Genomic DNA, 18,748 nt, shown 5'->3' with positions numbered 1-18,748 from the left:
TCGGCCATCGGGGCCGTCACGTGCCGGGCGTCGCCGTCGGGGTGGGTGCGGGAGTCGGGGGAGCGAACACACCGGGCCACCACGCCGCCGCGAGCGGGTAGCCGACGAAGGCGACGACATCGATGAGCGTGTGCGCCACGACCAGAGGCATGACACGCCCCCATCGCTTGTAACACCACCCGAAGACGAGGCCCATCACCACGTTGCCGAGGGCCGACGGCCATCCCTGATAAAGGTGGTAGCTGCCGCGGAGCAGAGCGGTCGAGACGATGATCCACGTCCACGACCACCCGAGGCGGCGTAACCGGTCGAAGACGTATCCGAGGAAGATGACCTCCTCGGTGAGGCCGGCGCGCAGCGCGGCGAGGACCAGTAGCGCGATCACCCACCACGACGAATCCAGCGGCGCGGGCACGACCGTGATGCTCTGTCCGAGGAGTCGGCCGACCGCATACACGCCGATGCCGGGAACCCCGATGAGCGCAACCAACGCGATACCGCGCAATACATCCGAACCGGTACGGCGGAAATCCAAGCCGATTCGGTGGAGCGCGTTCTTCCCCGGTTCCCACAACAGAAACAGCGCGAGAGCCACGAGGGCGAGCGAGAAGAAGATGTCGAGGAACTGGTAGAGCGCGTCCCAGAACGGCTCCGCGCTGCGCGACGGATTGAGCTGCGCTTGCTGTTGCGAGATCGGTCCCCGCGTCGCGGCGCGAAGGAAGGAGACGACCGAATAGATGGCCGACTGTCCGACGCTCACCAGCAGGACGAGTGCGATCTCCCAGATGAAGCGATGGCGCACGTAACGGTCGGAGCGGTCGAGAGGCGCAGGAAAAGCGCCGCCAGTTCCGGGCGGCGAATCACTTTGCCACATCCGCGGCCTCCCGAGTAAATCCTTTGTAACGGTTCTGCCTCCAATTGGAAGCACGTCGTTCATGTTGCCTAGGGTGTTCCTATCCTGCCCCCCGGAGCCGTGCGATTCCGCACGACCCGTGTAAACGCTCCGGACGGGCCTCATTCCCTTCCCTGGAGGAACTGTGAAGCGCAACAAGCTTGCCCTCACCAGTCTCGCTCTGCTGGGTGTCGCCGGGCTCGCGCTCGCCGGCTGCTCGGCAGGCGGCGACGACTCGGGCAACACCGGCTCGGCCGATGCCACGGCCATCATCACCACGAATGGCTCGGAGCCCGAGAACCCGCTGATCCCGACCGCGACGAACGAGGTCGGCGGCGGCAAGATCCTCGACGCCATCTTCGCGGGTCTCGTCTCGTACGAGGCCGACGGTGCGCCGGTGAACGACATGGCCGAAGAGATCACGGTCGACGACCCGCAGAACATCACGGTCAAGATCAAGGAAGGCCAGACCTTCACCGACGGTGAAGAGGTCACGGCCGACAACTTCATCAAGGCGTGGAACTACGGCGCTCTCGCTTCGAACGAGCAGTACAACAGCTACTTCTTCGAGGACATCGTCGGCTTCAGCTACGACGAGGACAGCGAGCTCACGGGTCTTCAGCAGGTCGATGACTACACCTTCACCATCGAGCTGAACAAGCCGGCCTCCGACTTCGCGCTCCGCCTCGGCTACTCGGCGTACTACCCGCTGCCCGACGCCGCATTCGAGGACATGGAAGCCTTCGGTGAGAACCCGATCGGCAACGGCCCCTACAAGCTCGCCAGCGAGGGCGCCTGGCAGCACAACGTCCAGATCGACCTCGTCAAGAACGAGGACTACCAGGGCGTTCGTCAGGCGCAGAACGGTGGCCTGACCATCTCGTTCTACGCCTCGCAGGACGCCGCCTACGCTGCTCTGCTCGGTGGCGAGCTCGACGTCCTCGACGCCGTGCCGCCGTCCGCTCTCGCCAGCTTCGAGTCCGACCTCGGCGACCGTGCGGTCAACCAGCCCGCCGCCGTCTTCCAGTCGTTCACGATCCCCGGTCGCCTCGAGCACTTCTCGGGCGAAGAGGGCCAGCTGCGCCGCGCCGCGATCTCGCACGCGATCAACCGTGAGGAGATCACCTCGACGATCTTCCAGGGCACCCGCACCCCCGCCACCGACTTCACGTCGCCCGTCATCGACGGCTGGTCGGACGACCTCGAGGGCTCCGACGTTCTCGAGTTCGACGCGGAGAAGGCCAAGGAGCTGTGGGCTCAGGCCGACGCCATCTCGCCGTGGACCGGTTCGTTCCAGATCGCGTACAACGCCGACGGTGGACACGACCAGTGGGTCGACGCCATCTCGAACCAGCTCGCGACCAACCTCGGCATCGACGCGTCGGGCGCTCCCTACCCGACCTTCGCCGAGCTGCGTGCCCAGGTGAACAACGACTCGATCACCACGCCGTTCCGTAGCGGCTGGCAGGCCGACTACCCCGGTCTGTACAACTTCCTCGGACCGCTCTACGCGACCAACGCGGGTTCGAACGACGGCGACTACTCCAGCGCCGAGTTCGACCGCCTGCTCGCCGAGGGCATCTCCTCGACCGACCTCGAAGAGGCGAACCGTCTCTTCGGCGAGGCCCAGACGGTGCTGTTCAAGGACCTGCCCGCGATCCCGCTGTGGTACTCGAACGTGACCGGTGGCTACGCCGAGACCGTCGAGAACGTCGAGTTCGGTTGGAATTCGGTGCCGCTGTTCCACGAGATCACGAAGGTCAGCTAACATCGCTTGATCACTCACCCGCGAGGCGGTGACGTATCCGTCACCGCCTCGCGTGGTGTGTTCCGGCCGTGCACTGCTCATCGGCGGTGCACGGCTTTCGTGCGGTGCCACATCCGAGGCATCCATCCATTCCCCGAAGGGAGACGAGGGTGGGCTATTACATCCTCAGACGACTCCTGCAGGTCATACCGGTATTTTTCGGTGCGACGCTGCTGATTTATTTCATGGTCTTCGCCATGCCAGGAGACCCGATCCTGGCCCTGTTCGGCGACCGGACTCCGAACCCGACTCTGCTCGAGCAGATCCGGGAGCAATACCACCTGAACGAGCCGTTCATCGTTCAGTACTTCTACTACATCACCGGCGTCCTGCAGGGCGATTTCGGCGTCAGCTTCTCGGGCCAGAACGTCAATGACATCCTCGCGCGGGCGATTCCCGTCACGCTGCGCCTGGCCGTGATGGCGATCGCGATCGAGCTGGTGCTGGCCATCATCATCGGCACCGTCTCGGCGCTGCGCAAGGGCAAGATCTTCGACAACGTCTCGCTGATCATCGCGCTCGTTTTCGTCGCCGTGCCCGTCTTCGTGCTCGCGTTCCTCGCTCAGTACTTCTTGGCGATCCAGTTCGGCTGGTTCCGTGCCACGGTGGGCGGCCAGAACGGCTGGGGCGATCTTTGGTTGCCTGCCCTCGTCCTCGGCTTCAGCCTGTATGCGACGAGCATGCGCCTGACGCGCGCGTCGGTGATCGACACGCTCAACCAGGACTGGGTGCGCACCGCCTACAGCAAGGGGCTGCCGCGTCGCCGCGTCATCCCGGTGCACGTGCTGCGCAACTCGCTCATCCCCGTGATCACCAACAGCGCGACCAACTTCGGTGTGCTGATGGTGGGCGCCACGGTCACCGAGGGCATCTTCGCGATCCCCGGTGTCGGCGGCACGCTCTACCAGGCCACCATCCGCCAGGAGGGCCCGACCGTCGTGTCCTTCGTGACGGTCTTCGTCGTCTTCTACGTGCTGATCAACCTCGTGGTTGATCTGCTCTACGGTCTGCTCGACCCGAGGATCCGCTATGCCAAGTGATCGCACCCCCACCCCGCACTACGTCGCCCCGGTGCGCGACGTCGTCGACACCGTCGACGCGGTCCGCGTCGGTGACAAGCCCCGCAGCCTGTGGGCCGATGCCTGGCGCGACATGCGTCGCCGTCCGACCTTCTGGATCACGTCGGCGGTCGTGTTCGTCGTCGTCCTGATGGCGCTGTTCCCGACCCTCTTCACGCAGGTCGAGCCCTACGGCGCCGGCTGCTCGCTCGCGAACAGCAACGCCGGGCCGACCGATGGTCACCCGCTCGGATTCACTCTGCAGGGCTGCGACATCTGGTCGCGCATCGTGCACGGTGCGCGCACGTCGCTGCTCGTCGGCTTCCTGGCCACGGCCATCGGCACCATCATCGGCACCATCATGGGCTCGTTCGCGGGTTTTTACGGCGGATGGCTCGACTCGCTGCTCTCGCGCGTCGGCGACATCTTCTTCACGATCCCCTACGTGCTCGCGGCCATCGTCGTCATGAGCGTCTTCTCCCAGAACCGCACGCCGCTCGTCCTGGCCTTCGCCATCGGCGGATTCGCGTGGGCATCGACCGCGCGCGTGGTGCGCGCCGAGATCCTGCGCGTGCGTCAGGCGGACTACATCACCGCCAGCCGGGCACTGGGTCTTTCGCGCTTCCGTACCCTGCTCTCGCACGCGCTCCCCAACGCTCTCGCCCCGGTCATCGTCGTCACGACGATCACGCTGGGTGCGGCGATCTCGGCCGAGGCGACCCTGTCGTTCCTGGGTCTCGGCCTGGGCAGCACGGTCATGTCGTGGGGTCTGGACATCGGACAGGCGCAGTCTTCGCTGCGCGTGGCCCCGATGGCGCTCATCTACCCGTCGATCGCCCTGACCGTCACGGTCCTGGCGTTCATCATCCTGGGCGAGCTGCTGCGCGACGCCCTCGACCCGAAGGCGAGGGCACGTCGATGAACGAACGTTCCAGCGCACCGCTGCTGAGCATCCGCGATCTCAAGGTCGCCTTCGACGCGGGCAAGACGTCGCGTCAGGTGCTGCACGGCGTCAGCCTCGACATCCACCCCGGCGAAACCCTCGCGATCGTGGGCGAGTCCGGGTCGGGGAAGTCGACGACCGCGTCGGCGATCGTCAACCTCCTTCCGGGCACCGGTCACGTCACCGGCGGATCGATCACTCTGGAAGGGCGCGAGCTGACCGACCTCAGCATCGCCCAGATGGAAGCCGTCCGCGGTCGCGAGATCGGCTACGTGCCCCAGGACCCGATGTCGAACCTGAACCCGGTGTGGAGCATCGGCTTCCAGGTCAAGGAGGCCATCCGGGCCAACGGCATCGCCTCCGGACGCAAGGAGGTCGAGCAGCGCGCCATCGAGGTGCTGAAGCAGGCCGGGCTGAGCGACGCGGAGCGTCGCCTGCACCAGTTCCCGCACCAGTTCTCGGGCGGTATGCGCCAGCGCGCCCTGATCGGTATCGGCCTCGCGGCCGACCCGAAGCTCCTGATCGCCGACGAGCCGACCTCCGCCCTCGATGTGACGGTGCAGCGCGTCATCCTCGACCACATGGCGTCGCTGACGCGTGAGCGCGGCACCTCGGTGCTGCTCATCACGCATGACCTGGGCTTGGCCGCCGAACGCGCCGACACCATCGTCGTGATGAACCAGGGCGAGATCGTGGAGTCCGGGCCCAGCCGCGAGATCCTCGAGAACCCGCAGCACCCGTACACGCAGCGGCTCGTCGCTGCGGCGCCCAGCCTGGCCTCGAAGCGCATCCAGGCACGGGTGGAGGACCGTGGCATCCTCCACGAGTCCGACCTCTCCGCTCCCGCCACGGTCAAGGTGACCGAGCTGGTCAAGGAGTACAAGATCCGCCAGGGCGGTTTCCGGAGCGAGCAGTTCCGCGCCGTCGACGGCGTGTCCTTCGAGATCCCGCGCGGCAAGACGCTGGCGCTGGTCGGCGAGTCCGGGTCGGGGAAGTCGACCGTCGCGAAGATGCTGCTCAAGCTCGAGGAGCCCACCTCGGGCACCATCGAGATCGACGGAGTCAACTCGGGTGGCCTGTCGTCGCGCGAGGCGTTCGCCTTGCGTCGTCGCATGCAGCCGGTGTTCCAGGACCCCTATGGTTCGCTCGACCCGCTGCGAAACATCGGATCCTGCATCGCCGAGCCGCTGGACATCCACAAGGTCGGCGACAAGGCGTCGCGCCGCGCGCGCGTGGCCGAGCTGCTCGACCAGGTGTCGCTGCCCCAGGAGGTGGCATCCCGCTACCCGAACGAGCTGTCCGGCGGTCAGCGCCAGCGCGTCGCGATCGCGCGCGCCCTGGCGCTCAAGCCCGACATCCTCGTGCTGGACGAGGCCGTCTCGGCGCTCGACGTCCTCGTGCAGGCGCAGATCCTGCAGCTGCTCGCGGAGCTGCAAGGCGAGCTCGGGCTGACGTACCTGTTCATCACGCACGACCTCGCCGTCGTCCGCGTCGCGGCTGACCTGGTCTGCGTCATGGAGCGAGGCAAGGTCGTCGAGCAGGGCACCGTCGACGAGATCTTCGCGGAGCCGTCGCAGGAGTACACGCGTCGCCTGCTGGACGCGATCCCCGGCGCGACGCTGTCGCTCGGCGGCAAGTGACGCGGGACGAGCGCTTTCGGGGCGCGGATCACCCTCGGGTGTTCCGCGCCCCCTCCGCGGTGTTCGGTCTCGTGGTGGGCGCCGTCCTGGCGGTCGTCCTGCTGGCGGATGCCGCCCTGCGCGCGGGCGTGGGGGAGATGCTGCTCATCGCCCCGTGGCTGCTTCTGGCGATGTGGGGGGTCTACGCGCTGCTGTTCGCGCCGCACGTGCGCATCGACAGGCGTGGCATCCGGATCCACAATCCCCTCAGGATCGCCGACATCCCGTGGGGGCGCGTCGCGGACATCGACATGCGATGGCAGCTCGAGGTACGTACCGACGAACCCCGCGTCTACAAGGCCTATGGAGGGCCCGTTGCGGGTCGTCCCGGACGGCCGGGTCTTCGAAGAGACGACGACCGCGACCGCCGCGAGCCGCCCGCGATCCGTGATCTCCGACTCATTCAGGAAGCCTGGGAATCGGCGGGCGCGCCCGACGCGGGGCAGCCTGTGCGGCGCAAATGTGACATTCCGTCGCTCATTTCCCTGGCGGTGCTGATCGTCTGGGTTACTATCTCTTTGTTCATCTCGGGAGTACTTCGTTGAGCGCGATGATGCGCTTGCCGTAGTTCCCTGTGACAAAGCGCTATGTCATCGCTTTGTTACGAACGTGAAAAGTGTGTTCCCCCGGCACCTTTCCCACGAGAACAGCGACGTAGGGTCGATCGAGATCCCACGTCGGGTGCTTTGATCGGCGGGGGTCTCGAAGGCGAGAGGATCCCCCCCCATGATGCACAACCGCCCTGCGTTCCGAACGGGTTCACGCGCGTCATGACGTTGTACGTCCTGCGGCGGTTTCTGAACTACGCCGTGCTCAGCCTTTTGGCGACGTGTTTGGCCTATGTCCTCGGGAGCGCGCTCCTGCGTCCGCAGGACCGCTTCTACGGCATGAATCCTCGGCCGCCGGAGGAGTCGATCATCGCGAGCCTCAACGCTCTGGGTGCGAATCCGGACGTGCCGATCATCGTGCGGCTGTGGAACTGGCTGGTCAATCTCTTCACGCAGTTCTCCCTCGGCACCACCATCGGCGGCCAGCAGGTGACCGCCGAAATCGCCGCACGCGCCGGCACGAGCCTTCGCCTGTTGCTGATCGGGTCGTTGATCGGCGCGGTCGTCGGTGTCCTCATCGGCGTGTGGGGGGCGGTTCGGCAGTACCGAGCCAGCGACCAGGTCACGACCTACGCGTCGTACCTGGTGTTCGCGACCCCGACCTTCGTCATCGGCGTGCTGCTCATGATCGCCGCGACGGGCTTCAACAACGCCGTCGGCACGCAGGTCATTCGCTTCACGGGCGAGTACACGGCCGGAATCGAAGGCTTCTGGCCCGTCCTGGCCGACCGCGCCGTGCACCTGCTGCTGCCGACGCTCGCCCTCGTGCTCATCAGCGCGGCTTCGTACTCGCGCTACCAGCGCAGCATGATGCTCGACGTGCTCGGCGCCGACTACATCCGCACCGCCCGGGCGAAGGGGCTGCCGCGGACCCAGGCGCTCTTCCGCCACGGCGTGCGGATCGCCCTCATCCCCATGTCGACGTTCTTCGCCTACAGCTTCGGCACCCTGATCGCGGGCTCGACGATGCTCGAGATCGTCTTCTCCTGGCGCGGGATGGGCCAGTTCCAGCTCAACGCCGTGACCCAGCAGGACATCAACGCCGTCGCGGGCTCGACGCTTTTCGTCGCCGTGCTGGTGCTGCTGTCGTCGACCCTGTCCGAGGTGCTGTACGCCGCACTCGACCCGAGAGTGAGGAGCTGACATGACCATGCAGGAAGAGGCCATCGACGGCACCCTGGATGCCGTCAGCCCGGTGACCCGTGATCGCAAGCCGCTCTCTCGAGGAGCGCTGGTCCGTGCGCGTCTGCGGAAGATGCCGCGGTTCTGGGTCGGGGGCGGCATCCTCGTCTTCATCGTCCTATGGGCCTTCATCGGGCCGCTGCTCTACCCGTACGGGCCGAGCGAGCGCGACTTCCTCAATGTCGGCCTCGGGCCCACGCAGCTGCACTGGTTCGGTACGAACGGCATCGGTCAGGACATCTACGCCCAGACCCTCGTCGGGCTGCAGAAGTCCCTCATCATCGGCGCTCTCGCCGGTATCGGCGCGACCCTCATCGCCGCCGCGGTGGGCTCCGTCGCCGGCTACCTCGGCGGCAAGGTCGACGCCGTGATCGGTTGGGTCATCCACCTGCTGCTGGTGATCCCGTCGTTCTTCATCCTCGTGCTGCTGAGCCCGCTGACGCGAGGACTGTCGTGGCTGGCGTTGACGTTCTTCCTCGCCGCCTTCAGCTGGATGATCCTCGCCCAGGTGGTGCGCAACCAGACGCGCTCGCTGCGCAACCGCGACTTCGTGCGGGCGGCCCGCTACATGGGGATGCCCACGCGGAAGATCCTGGGGCGGCACATCATCCCGAACATCGCCTCGCTGCTGATCATCGACGCGACCCTCGGCATCGTCGCGGCCATCATGGCCGAGACGTCGCTCAGCTATTTCGGCTTCGGCGTGCAGCCGCCGGACGTGTCGCTCGGCACGCTGCTGGCCGCGGGCACGTCCGCCGCCGTCACCCGGCCCTGGCTGTTCGTCTACCCCGCAGGCGTGCTCATCGTTCTGCTGCTGGCCATCAGCCTCATCGGCGACGCGTTGCGCGACGCCATCGACCCCACGTCCGGAGCGAACCGTGACTGATCCCCGTTCCGCCACCCTCGCGTCCTCGGCCGGTCGCTCGCCCCTGCTGTCGGTGCGCGATCTCAGCGTCACGTTCCCGCAGCGCGAGGGCAACGCCGTCCGTGCCGTGCGCGGCATCTCCTACGACGTGCACGAGGGCGAGTTCCTCGGGATCGTCGGAGAGTCGGGGTCCGGCAAGTCGGTGTCGTCGCTCGCGGTCATGGGGCTCCTGCCCTCGAACGCGCGTGTCGAAGGCGACATCGTGTACGACGGACGCTCGTTGCTGTCGATGAACGACGCCCAGCTGTCGAAGATCCGTGGCGCCGAGCTCGCGATGGTGTTCCAGGATCCGCTGTCGGCCCTGACGCCGGTGTACACGGTGGGCGACCAGATCTCCGAGGGGCTGCGTCTGCACGACCGCGCGCTCACGGCGCAGGCTGCGCACGCCCGCTCGGTCGAGCTGCTCAAGCTCGTCGGCATCCCGGATGCCGAGCGCCGGGCGCGCGCCTACCCGCACGAGTTCTCCGGCGGGATGCGTCAGCGCGCAATGATCGCGATGGCGATCGCGAACGACCCCCGCGTGATCATCGCCGACGAACCCACGACAGCGCTCGACGTGACCATCCAGGCGCAGATCCTCGAAGTGCTGCAGAAGGCGCGCGAGGTCACGGGCGCGGCGGTCGTTCTCATCACCCACGACCTCGGCGTCGTCGCCGGCCACGCCGACCGGGTCGCGGTCATGTACGCGGGGAAGCTCGTCGAGCGCGGCTCCGTCGACGAAATCTTCCACGATCCGCACATGCCGTACACGGTCGGTCTGCTGCGCTCGGTGCCGAACATGCAGACGGCCGGCTCGCACCGTCTCGTCCCGCTCGAGGGACGCCCACCGTCCCTCGCGGACCTGCCGCGCGGCTGCCCCTTCGCTGCACGGTGTCCGATCGCGATCGACGCCTGCCACGAGGTCGAGCCCGAGCTCGTGGCGCACGGCGTCGTCCCGGATCATGTGTCCGCCTGCATCCGTGCCGATGAGGTTGCCTCGGGGGCGCTGCCCCGGCCCGACATCTTCCCGCGCCCGGTCGCACTGGGGGAGATCCCGCCGTTGCGTCCGGACGTCACGCCGGCGGTCGAGGTGACCGACCTGGTCAAGCACTTCCCGCTGTTGAAGGGAGCGGTGTTCCCGCGCCGGATCGGCACGGTGCGCGCGGTCGACGGCGTCTCGTTCTCGATTCAGCCGGGACGCACCATGGGACTCGTGGGAGAGTCCGGGTGCGGCAAGACCACGACGATCCTCGAGATCATGGAGATGGTCGCGCCGCAGCAGGGCTCGATCCGGATCAACGGCACGGATGTGGGGACCGTGGGACGTCGCGACAAGGCGACCCTCCGCAAGGACATCCAGATCGTCTTCCAAGATCCGATGGGCGCGATCGACCCGCGTCTTCCCGTCGGAGAGGTCATCACCGAGCCGCTCCTCGTGCAGGGCGCCTCACGGGCCGAACGCGACCGCAGGGTCACCGAGCTCCTCGAGCTGGTGGGGCTGGACCCGGCGATGGCCGACCGGTATCCGCATGAGTTCTCGGGCGGTCAGCGTCAGCGCATCGGCATCGCCCGCGCGCTCGCGACCGACCCGGCCGTCGTCGTGCTGGACGAACCGGTCTCGGCGCTCGACGTCTCGATCCAGGCGGGCGTCATCAATCTGCTCGAAGACCTGAAGGAGCGGCTCGGGCTGTCGTTCCTGTTCGTGGCGCACGACCTCGCGGTCGTCCGTCAGATCGCCGACGACGTCTCGGTCATGTACCTCGGACGAATCGTCGAGCAGGGGCCGGTGGACGCGGTGTTCGACGACCCGCGGCATCCGTACACGAAGGCGCTCATCTCGGCGGCGCCCATCCCGGATCCGCGCATCGAGCGCTCGCGCACCCGCATCCTTCTCGACGGCGACCTCCCCAGCCCCACGCAGGAGATTTCGGGATGCCGCTTCCGCACGCGCTGCCCGCTCTACCGCCTGCTGCCCGACGCCGACCGGCGCCGGTGCGACTCCGACGACCCGGCCCTGCGCCCCTCGGCGCGGTCCCGGGTGGCGTGTCACTACGCCGAACGGTCCGATCTCGTCCTGGAGACGGCGTCGACCGGATTCCCCCCCACGTCCCCGACCGATGGCACCACGTCGTCGGGGACCCTCCCTGATCACCAATGAGAGGACTGATCACATGAAGATCCGCAAAGCGAAGGCTCTCGGCGCGCTCGCGCTGCTGAGTGCCGCCGCCCTGGCGATCGCGGGTTGCGCGCCGGGCAACACCGCCGCGCCGTCGGCAGACCCCGAGGCGCAGAACTCCCTGCCCTCCACCGCATGGACGCGCGCCGCCGCCGCGGACGTGCAGGATGGCGGCAACCTCCGCCTCGCCGTCGACTCGTTGCCGGTGAACTGGAACATCTATCACATCGACGGAAACGAGCGGAACACCAACGACATCGTCGCCACGATGCTCGGTGGACCGTTCAAGATCAACGAGTCCGGCGAGCCCGTTCTGGATGAGAACTACGCTTCGTCGGCGGAACTCGTCAGCGAAGACCCGCAGGTCGTCGAGATCACGCTGAACCCGGATGCCGTCTGGGAGGATGGCACGCCGATCACGGTCGCCGACTACCAGGCGACGTGGGCTGCGAACAACGGCACGAACCCTGAGTACGTTCCGGTTTCGACGACCGGGTGGGACCAGGTCTCCTCCGTCGAGCAGGGCGAGAACGAGTTCGACGTGAAGATCACGTTCTCGTCAGTCTTCGCCGACTGGCAGTCGCTGCTGGGCGGTCCGCTGAAGGCCAGCATCGGCAACGACCCGACCGCCTTCAACACCGGATACACCACGCAGGCGATGCCGTCGGCCGGACCGTTCAAGGTGCGCTCGATCGACTCCACGGCCGGCATCGCGACGCTGGAGCGCAACCCCAACTGGTGGGGCGAGACGCCCAAGCTCGAGACCATCGTGTTCCAGGCGGTGAGCCAGGACCAGCAGGGCTCGTCCTTCAGCAACGGTGAGATCGACGCCGTCGAGATCTCGGCCAACGCCGACCTCTACCAGACCGCTCAGAACGTGCAGGGCGCCCAGATCCAGGCCTCGAACGGTCTCACCTGGACGCACATCACCATGCGCGCTTCGGACGGCCCGCTCGCCGACGAGAACGTCCGCAAGGCCGTGGCATCCATCGTCAACCGCGAGCAGATCGCCAACACGGCGAACTCGCCGGTCGGCGTTCCGGCCATCACGCAGGGCAGCTACATCTTCATGCCCGGCCAGGACGGCTACACCGACGGCGCCCTGCCGTACGACCCCGACGCCGGAGCGCAGTACCTCGAGGACGCCGGCTACACCAAGGACGGCGACTCCTGGGTCAAGGATGGCACCGCGCTGGAGTTCTCCGTGACGGTTCCGGCCGACACCGCGACCAACATCCAGCGTGCCGAGCAGATCCAGGCGGACCTCGGTGAATTCGGTATCCCGGTCGAGCTCGTCTCGGTCCCCGTCGGCGGCTACTTCAGCGATTACATCATTCCCGGCGACTTCGAGATGGTGACGTTCTCGTGGGTGGGCACCGCCTACCCGATCTCGTCGACGCGTTCGCTGTTCACGCCCGTGGACTCCGAGCAGAACTTCACCGGCATCGCGGATGAGCGTCTCGCCGGCCTGTGGGAGCAGGCCAACAACGAGCTCGACCCCGAAGCGCGTCTGGAGATCGCGAAGGAGATCGACTCGGTGCTGTGGGAGTCGGTGCCGATCATCCCGATCGCGCCGCTGCCCAACGTCTGGGCCGTGTCCGAGGGCCTCGTGAACTGGGGCGCGACCCAGTTCGAGACCATCGACTGGACGATCGTGGGCTTCGCCAACAGCTGAGCCTGGGGGAGGGGCGGGATCCTGTGGGGTCCCGCCCCTTTCGCATGCCCGCGCGCTTCCTGAACGCCGCCTGCCGGGAGTGTCGCGGGCGCCCGGTAGACTGGGTGAGCCCGATTCCGGGCGCCACCCCGAATTTTCCTGGAGACCCTCCATGGCGCACGCCCTTCGTCCTGACCTCCGAAACGTCGCGATCGTCGCGCACGTCGACCACGGCAAGACGACCCTCGTCGACGCCATGCTCCGCCAGACCGGCTCGTTCGGCGACCACGCGCACGTCGAGGAGCGCGCGATGGACTCCAACGACCTCGAGCGCGAAAAGGGCATCACGATCCTCGCCAAGAACACGGCGATCACCTACAACGGTGAGCACACCGACGTGCCGGTGACGATCAACGTCATCGACACCCCCGGTCACGCCGACTTCGGTGGCGAGGTCGAGCGCGGCCTGTCGATGGTCGACGGCGTTGTGCTGCTCGTCGACGCGTCCGAGGGTCCGCTGCCGCAGACGCGCTTCGTGCTGCGCAAGGCTCTCGAGGCCAAGCTCCCCGTCATCCTGCTGGTCAACAAGACCGACCGCCCCGACGCTCGCATCGCCGAGGTCGAAGAAGAGGCGCACGACCTGCTGCTGGGCCTCGCGTCCGACCTCGTCGACGACGTGCCCGACCTCGACGTCGATGCGCTCCTCGACGTCCCGGTCGTGTACGCGTCCGGTCGCGCGGGTGCGGCATCCCTCACCCGGCCCGACAATGGATCGCTCCCCGACAACGACGACCTCGAGCCGCTGTTCGGCGCGATCCTCGAGCACGTCCCGGCTCCGTCGTACGACGACGAGGCGCCGCTGCAGGCGTGGGTCACCAACCTCGACTCCAGCCCCTTCCTCGGCCGCCTGGCGCTTCTTCGCATCTTCAACGGCACGCTGAAGAAGGGGCAGACCGTCGCCTGGGTCCGCCACGACGGTTCGCACTCCAACGCGCGCGTCACCGAGCTGCTCATGACCAAGGCGCTGGAGCGCTTCCCGGCCGAGTCCGCCGGCCCCGGCGACATCGTCGCCATCGCCGGTTTCCCCGACATCACGATCGGTGAGACCATCGCCGACCCCGAAGACGTGCGTCCGCTGCCGGCCATCACGGTCGACGACCCCGCGATCTCGATGACGATCGGCACCAACACCTCGCCCCTCATGGGCAAGGTCAAGGGCCACAAGCTCACCGCCCGCATGGTCAAGGACCGCCTCGACCGCGAGCTCATCGGTAACGTCTCGCTCAAGGTCGTCGACATCGGACGACCGGATGCCTGGGAGGTCCAGGGCCGTGGCGAGCTCGCGCTCGCGATCCTCGTCGAGAACATGCGTCGCGAGGGCTTCGAGCTCACCGTCGGCAAGCCCCAGGTCGTCACGCGGCGCGGCGAGGACGGCAAGCTCAAGGAGCCGTACGAGCACCTCACGATCGACGCCCCGGAAGAGCACCTCGGTGCGATCACGCAGCTGATGGCCGCCCGCAAGGGTCGCATGGACAACATGACCAACCACGGCACCGGCTGGGTGCGCATGGAGTTCGTCGTGCCGTCGCGGGGCCTGATCGGTTTCCGCAGCGAGTTCCTCACGATCACGCGCGGTACCGGTATCGCCAACGCCATCTCGCACGGGTACGACGACTGGGCCGGTTCCATCACGACGCGCCAGAACGGCTCGATCGTGGCCGACCGCCAGGGTGTCGTCACCCCCTTCGCGATGATCGCGCTCCAGGAGCGCATGAGCTTCTTCGTGCAGCCCACCGAAGAGGTCTACGAGGGCATGGTCATCGGCGAGAACTCGCGCGCCGACGACATGGACGTCAACATCACGAAGGAGAAGAAGCTGACGAACATGCGCTCGTCGACGTCGGACTCCTTCGAGTCGATGACCCCGCCCCGTGTCCTCACGCTCGAGGAGTCGCTGGAGTTCGCCCGCGACGACGAATGCGTCGAGGTCACGCCCGAGAAGGTCCGCATCCGCAAGGTCGTGCTCGACGCGACCGAGCGCGGTCGCGCCGCCTCCCGCGCCAAGCGTCAGGATGCCAACGCCTGAGCGTCCGCATCCCGCAACGGCCCCGTTCAGCTCGCGCTGTGCGGGGCCGTTCCCCTCTTGCGTGTCCAAGACACGCGGACGAGCGCCGCGGCGCTCCGCGTGTCTTGGACACTCAACAGGGAGGGACTGCCGCTCAGAGCGACTCGGACACGAGCACGGCGCTCGTCCCGGGGGTGAGTGCCTCGAACACGTGCGGGGCGTCTCCGGGGTAGGACAGGTAATCGCCCGGATGCAGCTCGAACGGGGCGCCGGCGGGCCCGACGCGACCGCGACCGGTCATGAGGATGCAGTGCTCCACCGTGCCGTGGGGGTGCGGGTCCGAGCGGCGTACGCTGCCCGGCTCGGCGCGAAGGAGGTAGATGTCGCGGCGCGCGTGCGGCGGACTCGCCGAGAGCAGGACGGCGAGATAGTCCGCCGACGTCGCGGGGACAGCGGTGGATGCCTCGCCCGCGCGAATCAGCGTGGGGGAGCGTACCCCTTCGTCGACGAGGACTGCGAACGGCACGTCCAGGGCGGTCGCAAGGGCCCACAGCGTCTCGACGCTGGGATTGCCGCCGCCGTTCTCCAGCTGCGACACCGTCGCCTTGGCCACGCCCGCGCGTCTCGCCAGTTCGGACGCGCTGAGGTCTCGCCGCTCCCTTTCGCGGCGCAAGGTCACCGCGATGCGGTTGCCGAGATCACTCACGCGTTCATTATGTCTGACGAGCGTTCGACTTGACGAACAGGGTCGTTCGTTCGAGACTCTGATCATGCGTTCACTGGAACGAACAGCCTCGCGCGCCGCAGCTCGTCAAGGCATCGCCGTGGCGCTGGCGACGAGTGCGTATGGCATCTCGTTCGGCGCCCTCTCCGTGGCATCCGGCCTGGACGTCTGGCAGACCTGCGTCCTGAGCCTGCTGATGTTCACCGGGGGATCGCAGTTCGCGTTCGTCGGCGTCATCGCAGCCGGGGGAGTCGCGGCCGCGCCCGCCGCGATCGCCTCGGCGGGTCTGCTGGGTGTTCGCAACGCGGCGTACGCGATGCGGATGTCGCCCGTGGTCGGGCCGGGCCGCTGGCGGCGGGCCCTGGCGACCCCCTTCACGATCGACGAGTCGGTGGCCGTGTCGCTCGCCCAGCCCGAACCGCACCCGCGGCGGGTCGGCTTCTGGGTCACGGGCGTTGCGATCTGGATCGGGTGGAACCTCACGACGCTCGCCGGCGCCCTTCTCGGCGACGTCTTGGGTGACCCGCGGGCCTGGGGATTAGATGCCGCGGCGGCGGCCGCCTTCCTCGCGCTCCTGTGGCCGCGCCTTCGGGGTCGACAGCCGATCGCGGTCGCCCTCGGCGCCGCGGTCGTCGCCGCGTTGCTCACGCCCTGGGTGCTGCCCGGGATCCCCGTCATCGCCGCGGCGGGAGTCGCGGTGGCGCTGGGGTGGTTCGACCCGCAACCCACCGCGCGCGACGAGAAGGGGATGCCATGACCCTGTGGACCGCCGTGCTCGCGGCATCCGTTCTCTGCCTCGCGCTCAAAGCGGTCGGCTATCTGCTGCCGCAAAGCTGGCTCGACGCGCCCCGCCCGGCCCGTATCGCCGATCTGCTCACGGTCGCGCTGCTCTCGGCGCTCGTCGTGGTGCAGGCACTGGGGGTGGGCACCGCCATCCTGGTCGATGCGCGCGTGCCAGCGGTGATCGTCGCCGCCGTGCTGCTGTGGGTGCGGGCGCCGTTCCTCGTGGTCGTCGCCGCCGCCGCAGCCACCGCGGCGCTGCTGCGCGCGCTCGGCTGGGCCACATGAACCCGCGCCTAGACTGACCGCGTGGGTTCAGGGATCGTGCGTGCCATCAGCTGGGTCGTCGCGTTCTTGGTCGGCGCGTTCTACGGGACGGCCGCCACCGTCGGTCACGCCTTCCGGCTGGGCTTCGTCCCGGTCGGCCTCATCCTCGCCGTGATCGGCTGCGCCGCCCTCCTGGTGGCTCTGCGCACTCTGACGCAGGACCGGATCAACGCGATCGCGGGTGGACTGGGCATCATCGCCGCGACATTCGTCTTCTCACAGGTGGGTCCCGGTGGCTCGGCCATCGTCGCCGCCGCGACGCCCGACACGGAGTGGATCGCGATCGCCTGGACCTTCGCCGGCCCGATCCTGCTCGCTGTCGTGGCATTCTGGCCCGACGTGTCGGTACGTGCCGACGCGGCCGAGGAATCCTAGGCCACCGGTGTCGAGCGGAGGCCGCGTCGCGCGCACGCGTAGACTGATCCCGTGACTTACGTGATCGCCCTCCCGTGTGTCGATGTGAAGGACCGCGCGTGCATCGACGAATGCCCCGTCGACTGCATCTACGAGGGTGAGCGCTCGCTCTACATCCACCCCGACGAATGCGTCGACTGCGGCGCTTGCGAGCCGGTCTGCCCCGTAGAGGCCATCTACTACGAAGACGACCTCCCCGAAGAATGGTCGGACTACTACAAGGCGAACGTCGAGTTCTTCGACGACATCGGCTCCCCGGGCGGTGCCGCCAAGGTGGGCGTCATCGCCAAGGATCACCCGGTCATCTCGGCGCTGCCGCCGCAGAGCCACTGACCCGTGGGCGTCGCGGACCTCGCCGACTACCCCTGGGATGCGGTCGCACCGTTCGCGGAGCGTGCTCGCCGTCATCCCGCGGGCATCGTCGACCTGTCGATCGGCTCTCCCGTCGACCCGACGCCTGATGTCGTCGCCGCCGCACTCGCCGCGGCAACCGATGCACACGCCTACCCGCAGACGATGGGGACGCCCGCGCTGCGCGAGGCGATCGTCGGCTGGTATGCCCGCCGTCGCGGAGTGCCCGGCCTGACGCCGGCGCACGTCCTCCCAACCGTGGGCTCCAAGGAGCTCGTCGCGCTCCTGCCGTTGCTGCTGGGCCTCGGACCGGGCGATGTCGTCGTCCACCCGCGGGCGGCCTACCCGACGTACGAGGTCGGTGCTCGCCTGGTGGGTGCGGAACCGGTGGCATCCGATGACCCCTCCGACTGGCCCGACAACACCCGCCTCGTCTGGATCAACTCCCCAGGGAACCCCGACGGCCGCGTGCTCTCGACCACGGAGCTGACGGATGCCGTGACCCGGGCGCGGAGTCTGGGCGCGGTGCTGGCGTCCGATGAGTGTTACGCCGAACTCGGGTGGGACGCCCCCTGGGACGCCGAGGGGGTGCCCAGCGTCCTCGATCCGTCGGTGGTCGGCGACGACCTGACGGATGTGCTGTCGGTCTACTCGCTGAGCAAGCAGTCCAACCTCGCCGGCTACCGCGCGGCTTTCCTCGCCGGAGACCCGCAGCTGGTGGCGCGCCTGCTCACCGGCCGCAAGCATCTCGGCCTCATGCCGCCGGCACCCGTGCAACGCGCGATGACGGTCGCGCTCGGTGATGACGCTCACGTTCAGGAGCAGCGTGCCCGGTACGCCCGGCGCCGTGCCGTCCTCAAGCCCGCCGTGGAAGCCGCCGGCTTCCGCATCGACCGCAGCGAGGGCGGTCTGTACCTCTGGGCGACGGAGGGCCGCGACGCGTGGGAGAGCGTGGAGCGCCTCGCCGATCTCGGAATCCTGGTGGGTCCCGGTCACTTCTACGGAACCCACTTCCCGCAGCACGTGCGGTTCTCGTTGACCGCGACCGACGAGCGCATCGAGGCCGCCGCGGAGCGTCTGACGCCCTGACCGTCGGCGGCAGGAGGATCCCTCCATCCGGAGGGGAAGTCCTTTGGCGATGTCATCTGTACGTCCTCGCCCCTACTAGGCTGTAAAGGCACTGC

At 67.9% G+C, this 18,748-nt stretch carries 17 protein-coding genes; 15 read left to right on the top strand and 2 right to left on the bottom strand.

Annotated elements, in window-relative coordinates; all coding sequences use genetic code 11:
- Positions 1–16: 16 nt before the first annotated feature.
- Positions 17–874 (bottom strand): CPBP family intramembrane glutamic endopeptidase, encoded by an 858-nt coding sequence (locus tag P5G46_RS03205; protein ID WP_408904961.1) that lies wholly within the window; start codon positions 872–874, stop codon positions 17–19.
- Positions 875–1,037: 163 nt separating this feature from the next.
- Between P5G46_RS03205 and P5G46_RS03200 the strand changes: the two genes are divergently transcribed.
- From P5G46_RS03200 to typA, 10 genes are all read left to right on the top strand, one after another.
- Positions 1,038–2,660, top strand: a complete 1,623-nt coding sequence (locus P5G46_RS03200; protein WP_239273471.1) for a peptide ABC transporter substrate-binding protein — start codon at positions 1,038–1,040, stop codon at positions 2,658–2,660.
- A 149-nt stretch (positions 2,661–2,809) separates the two neighbouring features.
- The gene (locus P5G46_RS03195; protein ID WP_239273473.1) at positions 2,810–3,739 is read left to right on the top strand and encodes an ABC transporter permease; all 930 of its coding nucleotides are present in this window, start codon (positions 2,810–2,812) and stop codon (positions 3,737–3,739) included.
- Positions 3,729–4,679, top strand: coding sequence for an ABC transporter permease (locus P5G46_RS03190; protein WP_408904960.1), 951 nt, complete (start codon positions 3,729–3,731; stop codon positions 4,677–4,679). The genes P5G46_RS03195 and P5G46_RS03190 overlap by 11 nt, the downstream gene beginning before the upstream one ends.
- Complete coding sequence (locus tag P5G46_RS03185) at positions 4,676–6,340, top strand: ABC transporter ATP-binding protein (RefSeq protein ID WP_239273483.1); 1,665 nt, start codon at positions 4,676–4,678, stop codon at positions 6,338–6,340. Before P5G46_RS03190 ends, P5G46_RS03185 begins: the two co-directional genes overlap by 4 nt.
- A gap of 38 nt (positions 6,341–6,378) precedes the next feature.
- The gene (locus P5G46_RS03180; RefSeq protein WP_408904959.1) at positions 6,379–6,924 is read left to right on the top strand and encodes a hypothetical protein; all 546 of its coding nucleotides are present in this window, start codon (positions 6,379–6,381) and stop codon (positions 6,922–6,924) included.
- Between the two features lie 225 nt (positions 6,925–7,149).
- A complete protein-coding gene (locus P5G46_RS03175) occupies positions 7,150–8,130 on the top strand; it encodes an ABC transporter permease (protein WP_408904958.1) in 981 nt (326 codons plus the stop codon).
- A gap of 1 nt (position 8,131) precedes the next feature.
- Positions 8,132–9,055, top strand: a complete 924-nt coding sequence (locus P5G46_RS03170; protein WP_239273512.1) for an ABC transporter permease — start codon at positions 8,132–8,134, stop codon at positions 9,053–9,055.
- The gene (locus P5G46_RS03165) at positions 9,048–11,231 is read left to right on the top strand and encodes an ABC transporter ATP-binding protein (RefSeq protein ID WP_375095455.1); all 2,184 of its coding nucleotides are present in this window, start codon (positions 9,048–9,050) and stop codon (positions 11,229–11,231) included. The genes P5G46_RS03170 and P5G46_RS03165 overlap by 8 nt, the downstream gene beginning before the upstream one ends.
- Before the next feature lie 13 nt (positions 11,232–11,244).
- Entirely contained in the window at positions 11,245–12,924 is a 1,680-nt protein-coding gene (locus tag P5G46_RS03160) for an ABC transporter family substrate-binding protein (protein ID WP_375095456.1), read from the top strand.
- A gap of 151 nt (positions 12,925–13,075) precedes the next feature.
- Positions 13,076–14,989, top strand: a complete 1,914-nt coding sequence (gene typA, locus P5G46_RS03155) for a translational GTPase TypA (RefSeq protein ID WP_239273543.1) — start codon at positions 13,076–13,078, stop codon at positions 14,987–14,989.
- Between the two features lie 133 nt (positions 14,990–15,122).
- Here the strand turns inward: typA and P5G46_RS03150 are convergent, their stop codons facing one another.
- Entirely contained in the window at positions 15,123–15,674 is a 552-nt protein-coding gene (locus P5G46_RS03150) for a helix-turn-helix domain-containing protein (protein ID WP_375095457.1), read from the bottom strand.
- A gap of 64 nt (positions 15,675–15,738) precedes the next feature.
- On the opposite strand from P5G46_RS03150, the gene P5G46_RS03145 reads away from it, so the two are divergent.
- Genes P5G46_RS03145 through dapC form a run of 5 tightly spaced genes read left to right on the top strand, consistent with a single transcriptional unit; the run spans position 15,739 to position 18,653 of the window.
- Positions 15,739–16,449 carry an AzlC family ABC transporter permease gene (locus P5G46_RS03145; RefSeq protein ID WP_375095458.1) on the top strand — a complete coding sequence of 237 codons (711 nt, stop codon included), beginning with the start codon at positions 15,739–15,741 and terminating at the stop codon, positions 16,447–16,449.
- Positions 16,446–16,760 carry an AzlD domain-containing protein gene (locus tag P5G46_RS03140; protein ID WP_375095459.1) on the top strand — a complete coding sequence of 105 codons (315 nt, stop codon included), beginning with the start codon at positions 16,446–16,448 and terminating at the stop codon, positions 16,758–16,760. The genes P5G46_RS03145 and P5G46_RS03140 overlap by 4 nt, the downstream gene beginning before the upstream one ends.
- Positions 16,761–16,781: 21 nt before the next feature.
- A complete protein-coding gene (locus P5G46_RS03135) occupies positions 16,782–17,174 on the top strand; it encodes a histidinol dehydrogenase (protein ID WP_239273584.1) in 393 nt (130 codons plus the stop codon).
- Between the two features lie 51 nt (positions 17,175–17,225).
- Complete coding sequence (gene fdxA / locus P5G46_RS03130) at positions 17,226–17,546, top strand: ferredoxin (RefSeq protein WP_022878250.1); 321 nt, start codon at positions 17,226–17,228, stop codon at positions 17,544–17,546.
- A gap of 3 nt (positions 17,547–17,549) precedes the next feature.
- Positions 17,550–18,653, top strand: coding sequence for a succinyldiaminopimelate transaminase (dapC, locus tag P5G46_RS03125; RefSeq protein WP_375095460.1), 1,104 nt, complete (start codon positions 17,550–17,552; stop codon positions 18,651–18,653).
- Positions 18,654–18,748 lie beyond the last annotated feature (95 nt).

The sequence above is a fragment of the Microbacterium mcarthurae genome (genome assembly GCF_046064585.1).
GTDB classification, from domain to species: domain Bacteria; phylum Actinomycetota; class Actinomycetes; order Actinomycetales; family Microbacteriaceae; genus Microbacterium; species Microbacterium mcarthurae.
The sequence above is the reverse complement of the archived record's forward strand: the minus strand, read 5'-3'. Positions and strand labels throughout refer to the sequence as shown.

Excerpts from the sequence above, each read along its gene's own strand:
- P5G46_RS03185 (WP_239273483.1), top strand. The coding sequence starts at position 4,676 with ATGAACGAACGTTCCAGCGCACCGCTGCTGAGCATCCGCGATCTCAAG.
- P5G46_RS03145 (WP_375095458.1), top strand. The coding sequence starts at position 15,739 with ATGCGTTCACTGGAACGAACAGCCTCGCGCGCCGCAGCTCGTCAAGGC.
- P5G46_RS03190 (WP_408904960.1), top strand. The coding sequence starts at position 3,729 with ATGCCAAGTGATCGCACCCCCACCCCGCACTACGTCGCCCCGGTGCGC.
- P5G46_RS03205 (WP_408904961.1), bottom strand. The coding sequence starts at position 874 with ATGTGGCAAAGTGATTCGCCGCCCGGAACTGGCGGCGCTTTTCCTGCG.
- P5G46_RS03170 (WP_239273512.1), top strand. The coding sequence starts at position 8,132 with ATGACCATGCAGGAAGAGGCCATCGACGGCACCCTGGATGCCGTCAGC.
- P5G46_RS03175 (WP_408904958.1), top strand. The coding sequence starts at position 7,150 with ATGACGTTGTACGTCCTGCGGCGGTTTCTGAACTACGCCGTGCTCAGC.
- P5G46_RS03140 (WP_375095459.1), top strand. The coding sequence starts at position 16,446 with ATGACCCTGTGGACCGCCGTGCTCGCGGCATCCGTTCTCTGCCTCGCG.
- P5G46_RS03160 (WP_375095456.1), top strand. The coding sequence starts at position 11,245 with ATGAAGATCCGCAAAGCGAAGGCTCTCGGCGCGCTCGCGCTGCTGAGT.
- typA (WP_239273543.1), top strand. The coding sequence starts at position 13,076 with ATGGCGCACGCCCTTCGTCCTGACCTCCGAAACGTCGCGATCGTCGCG.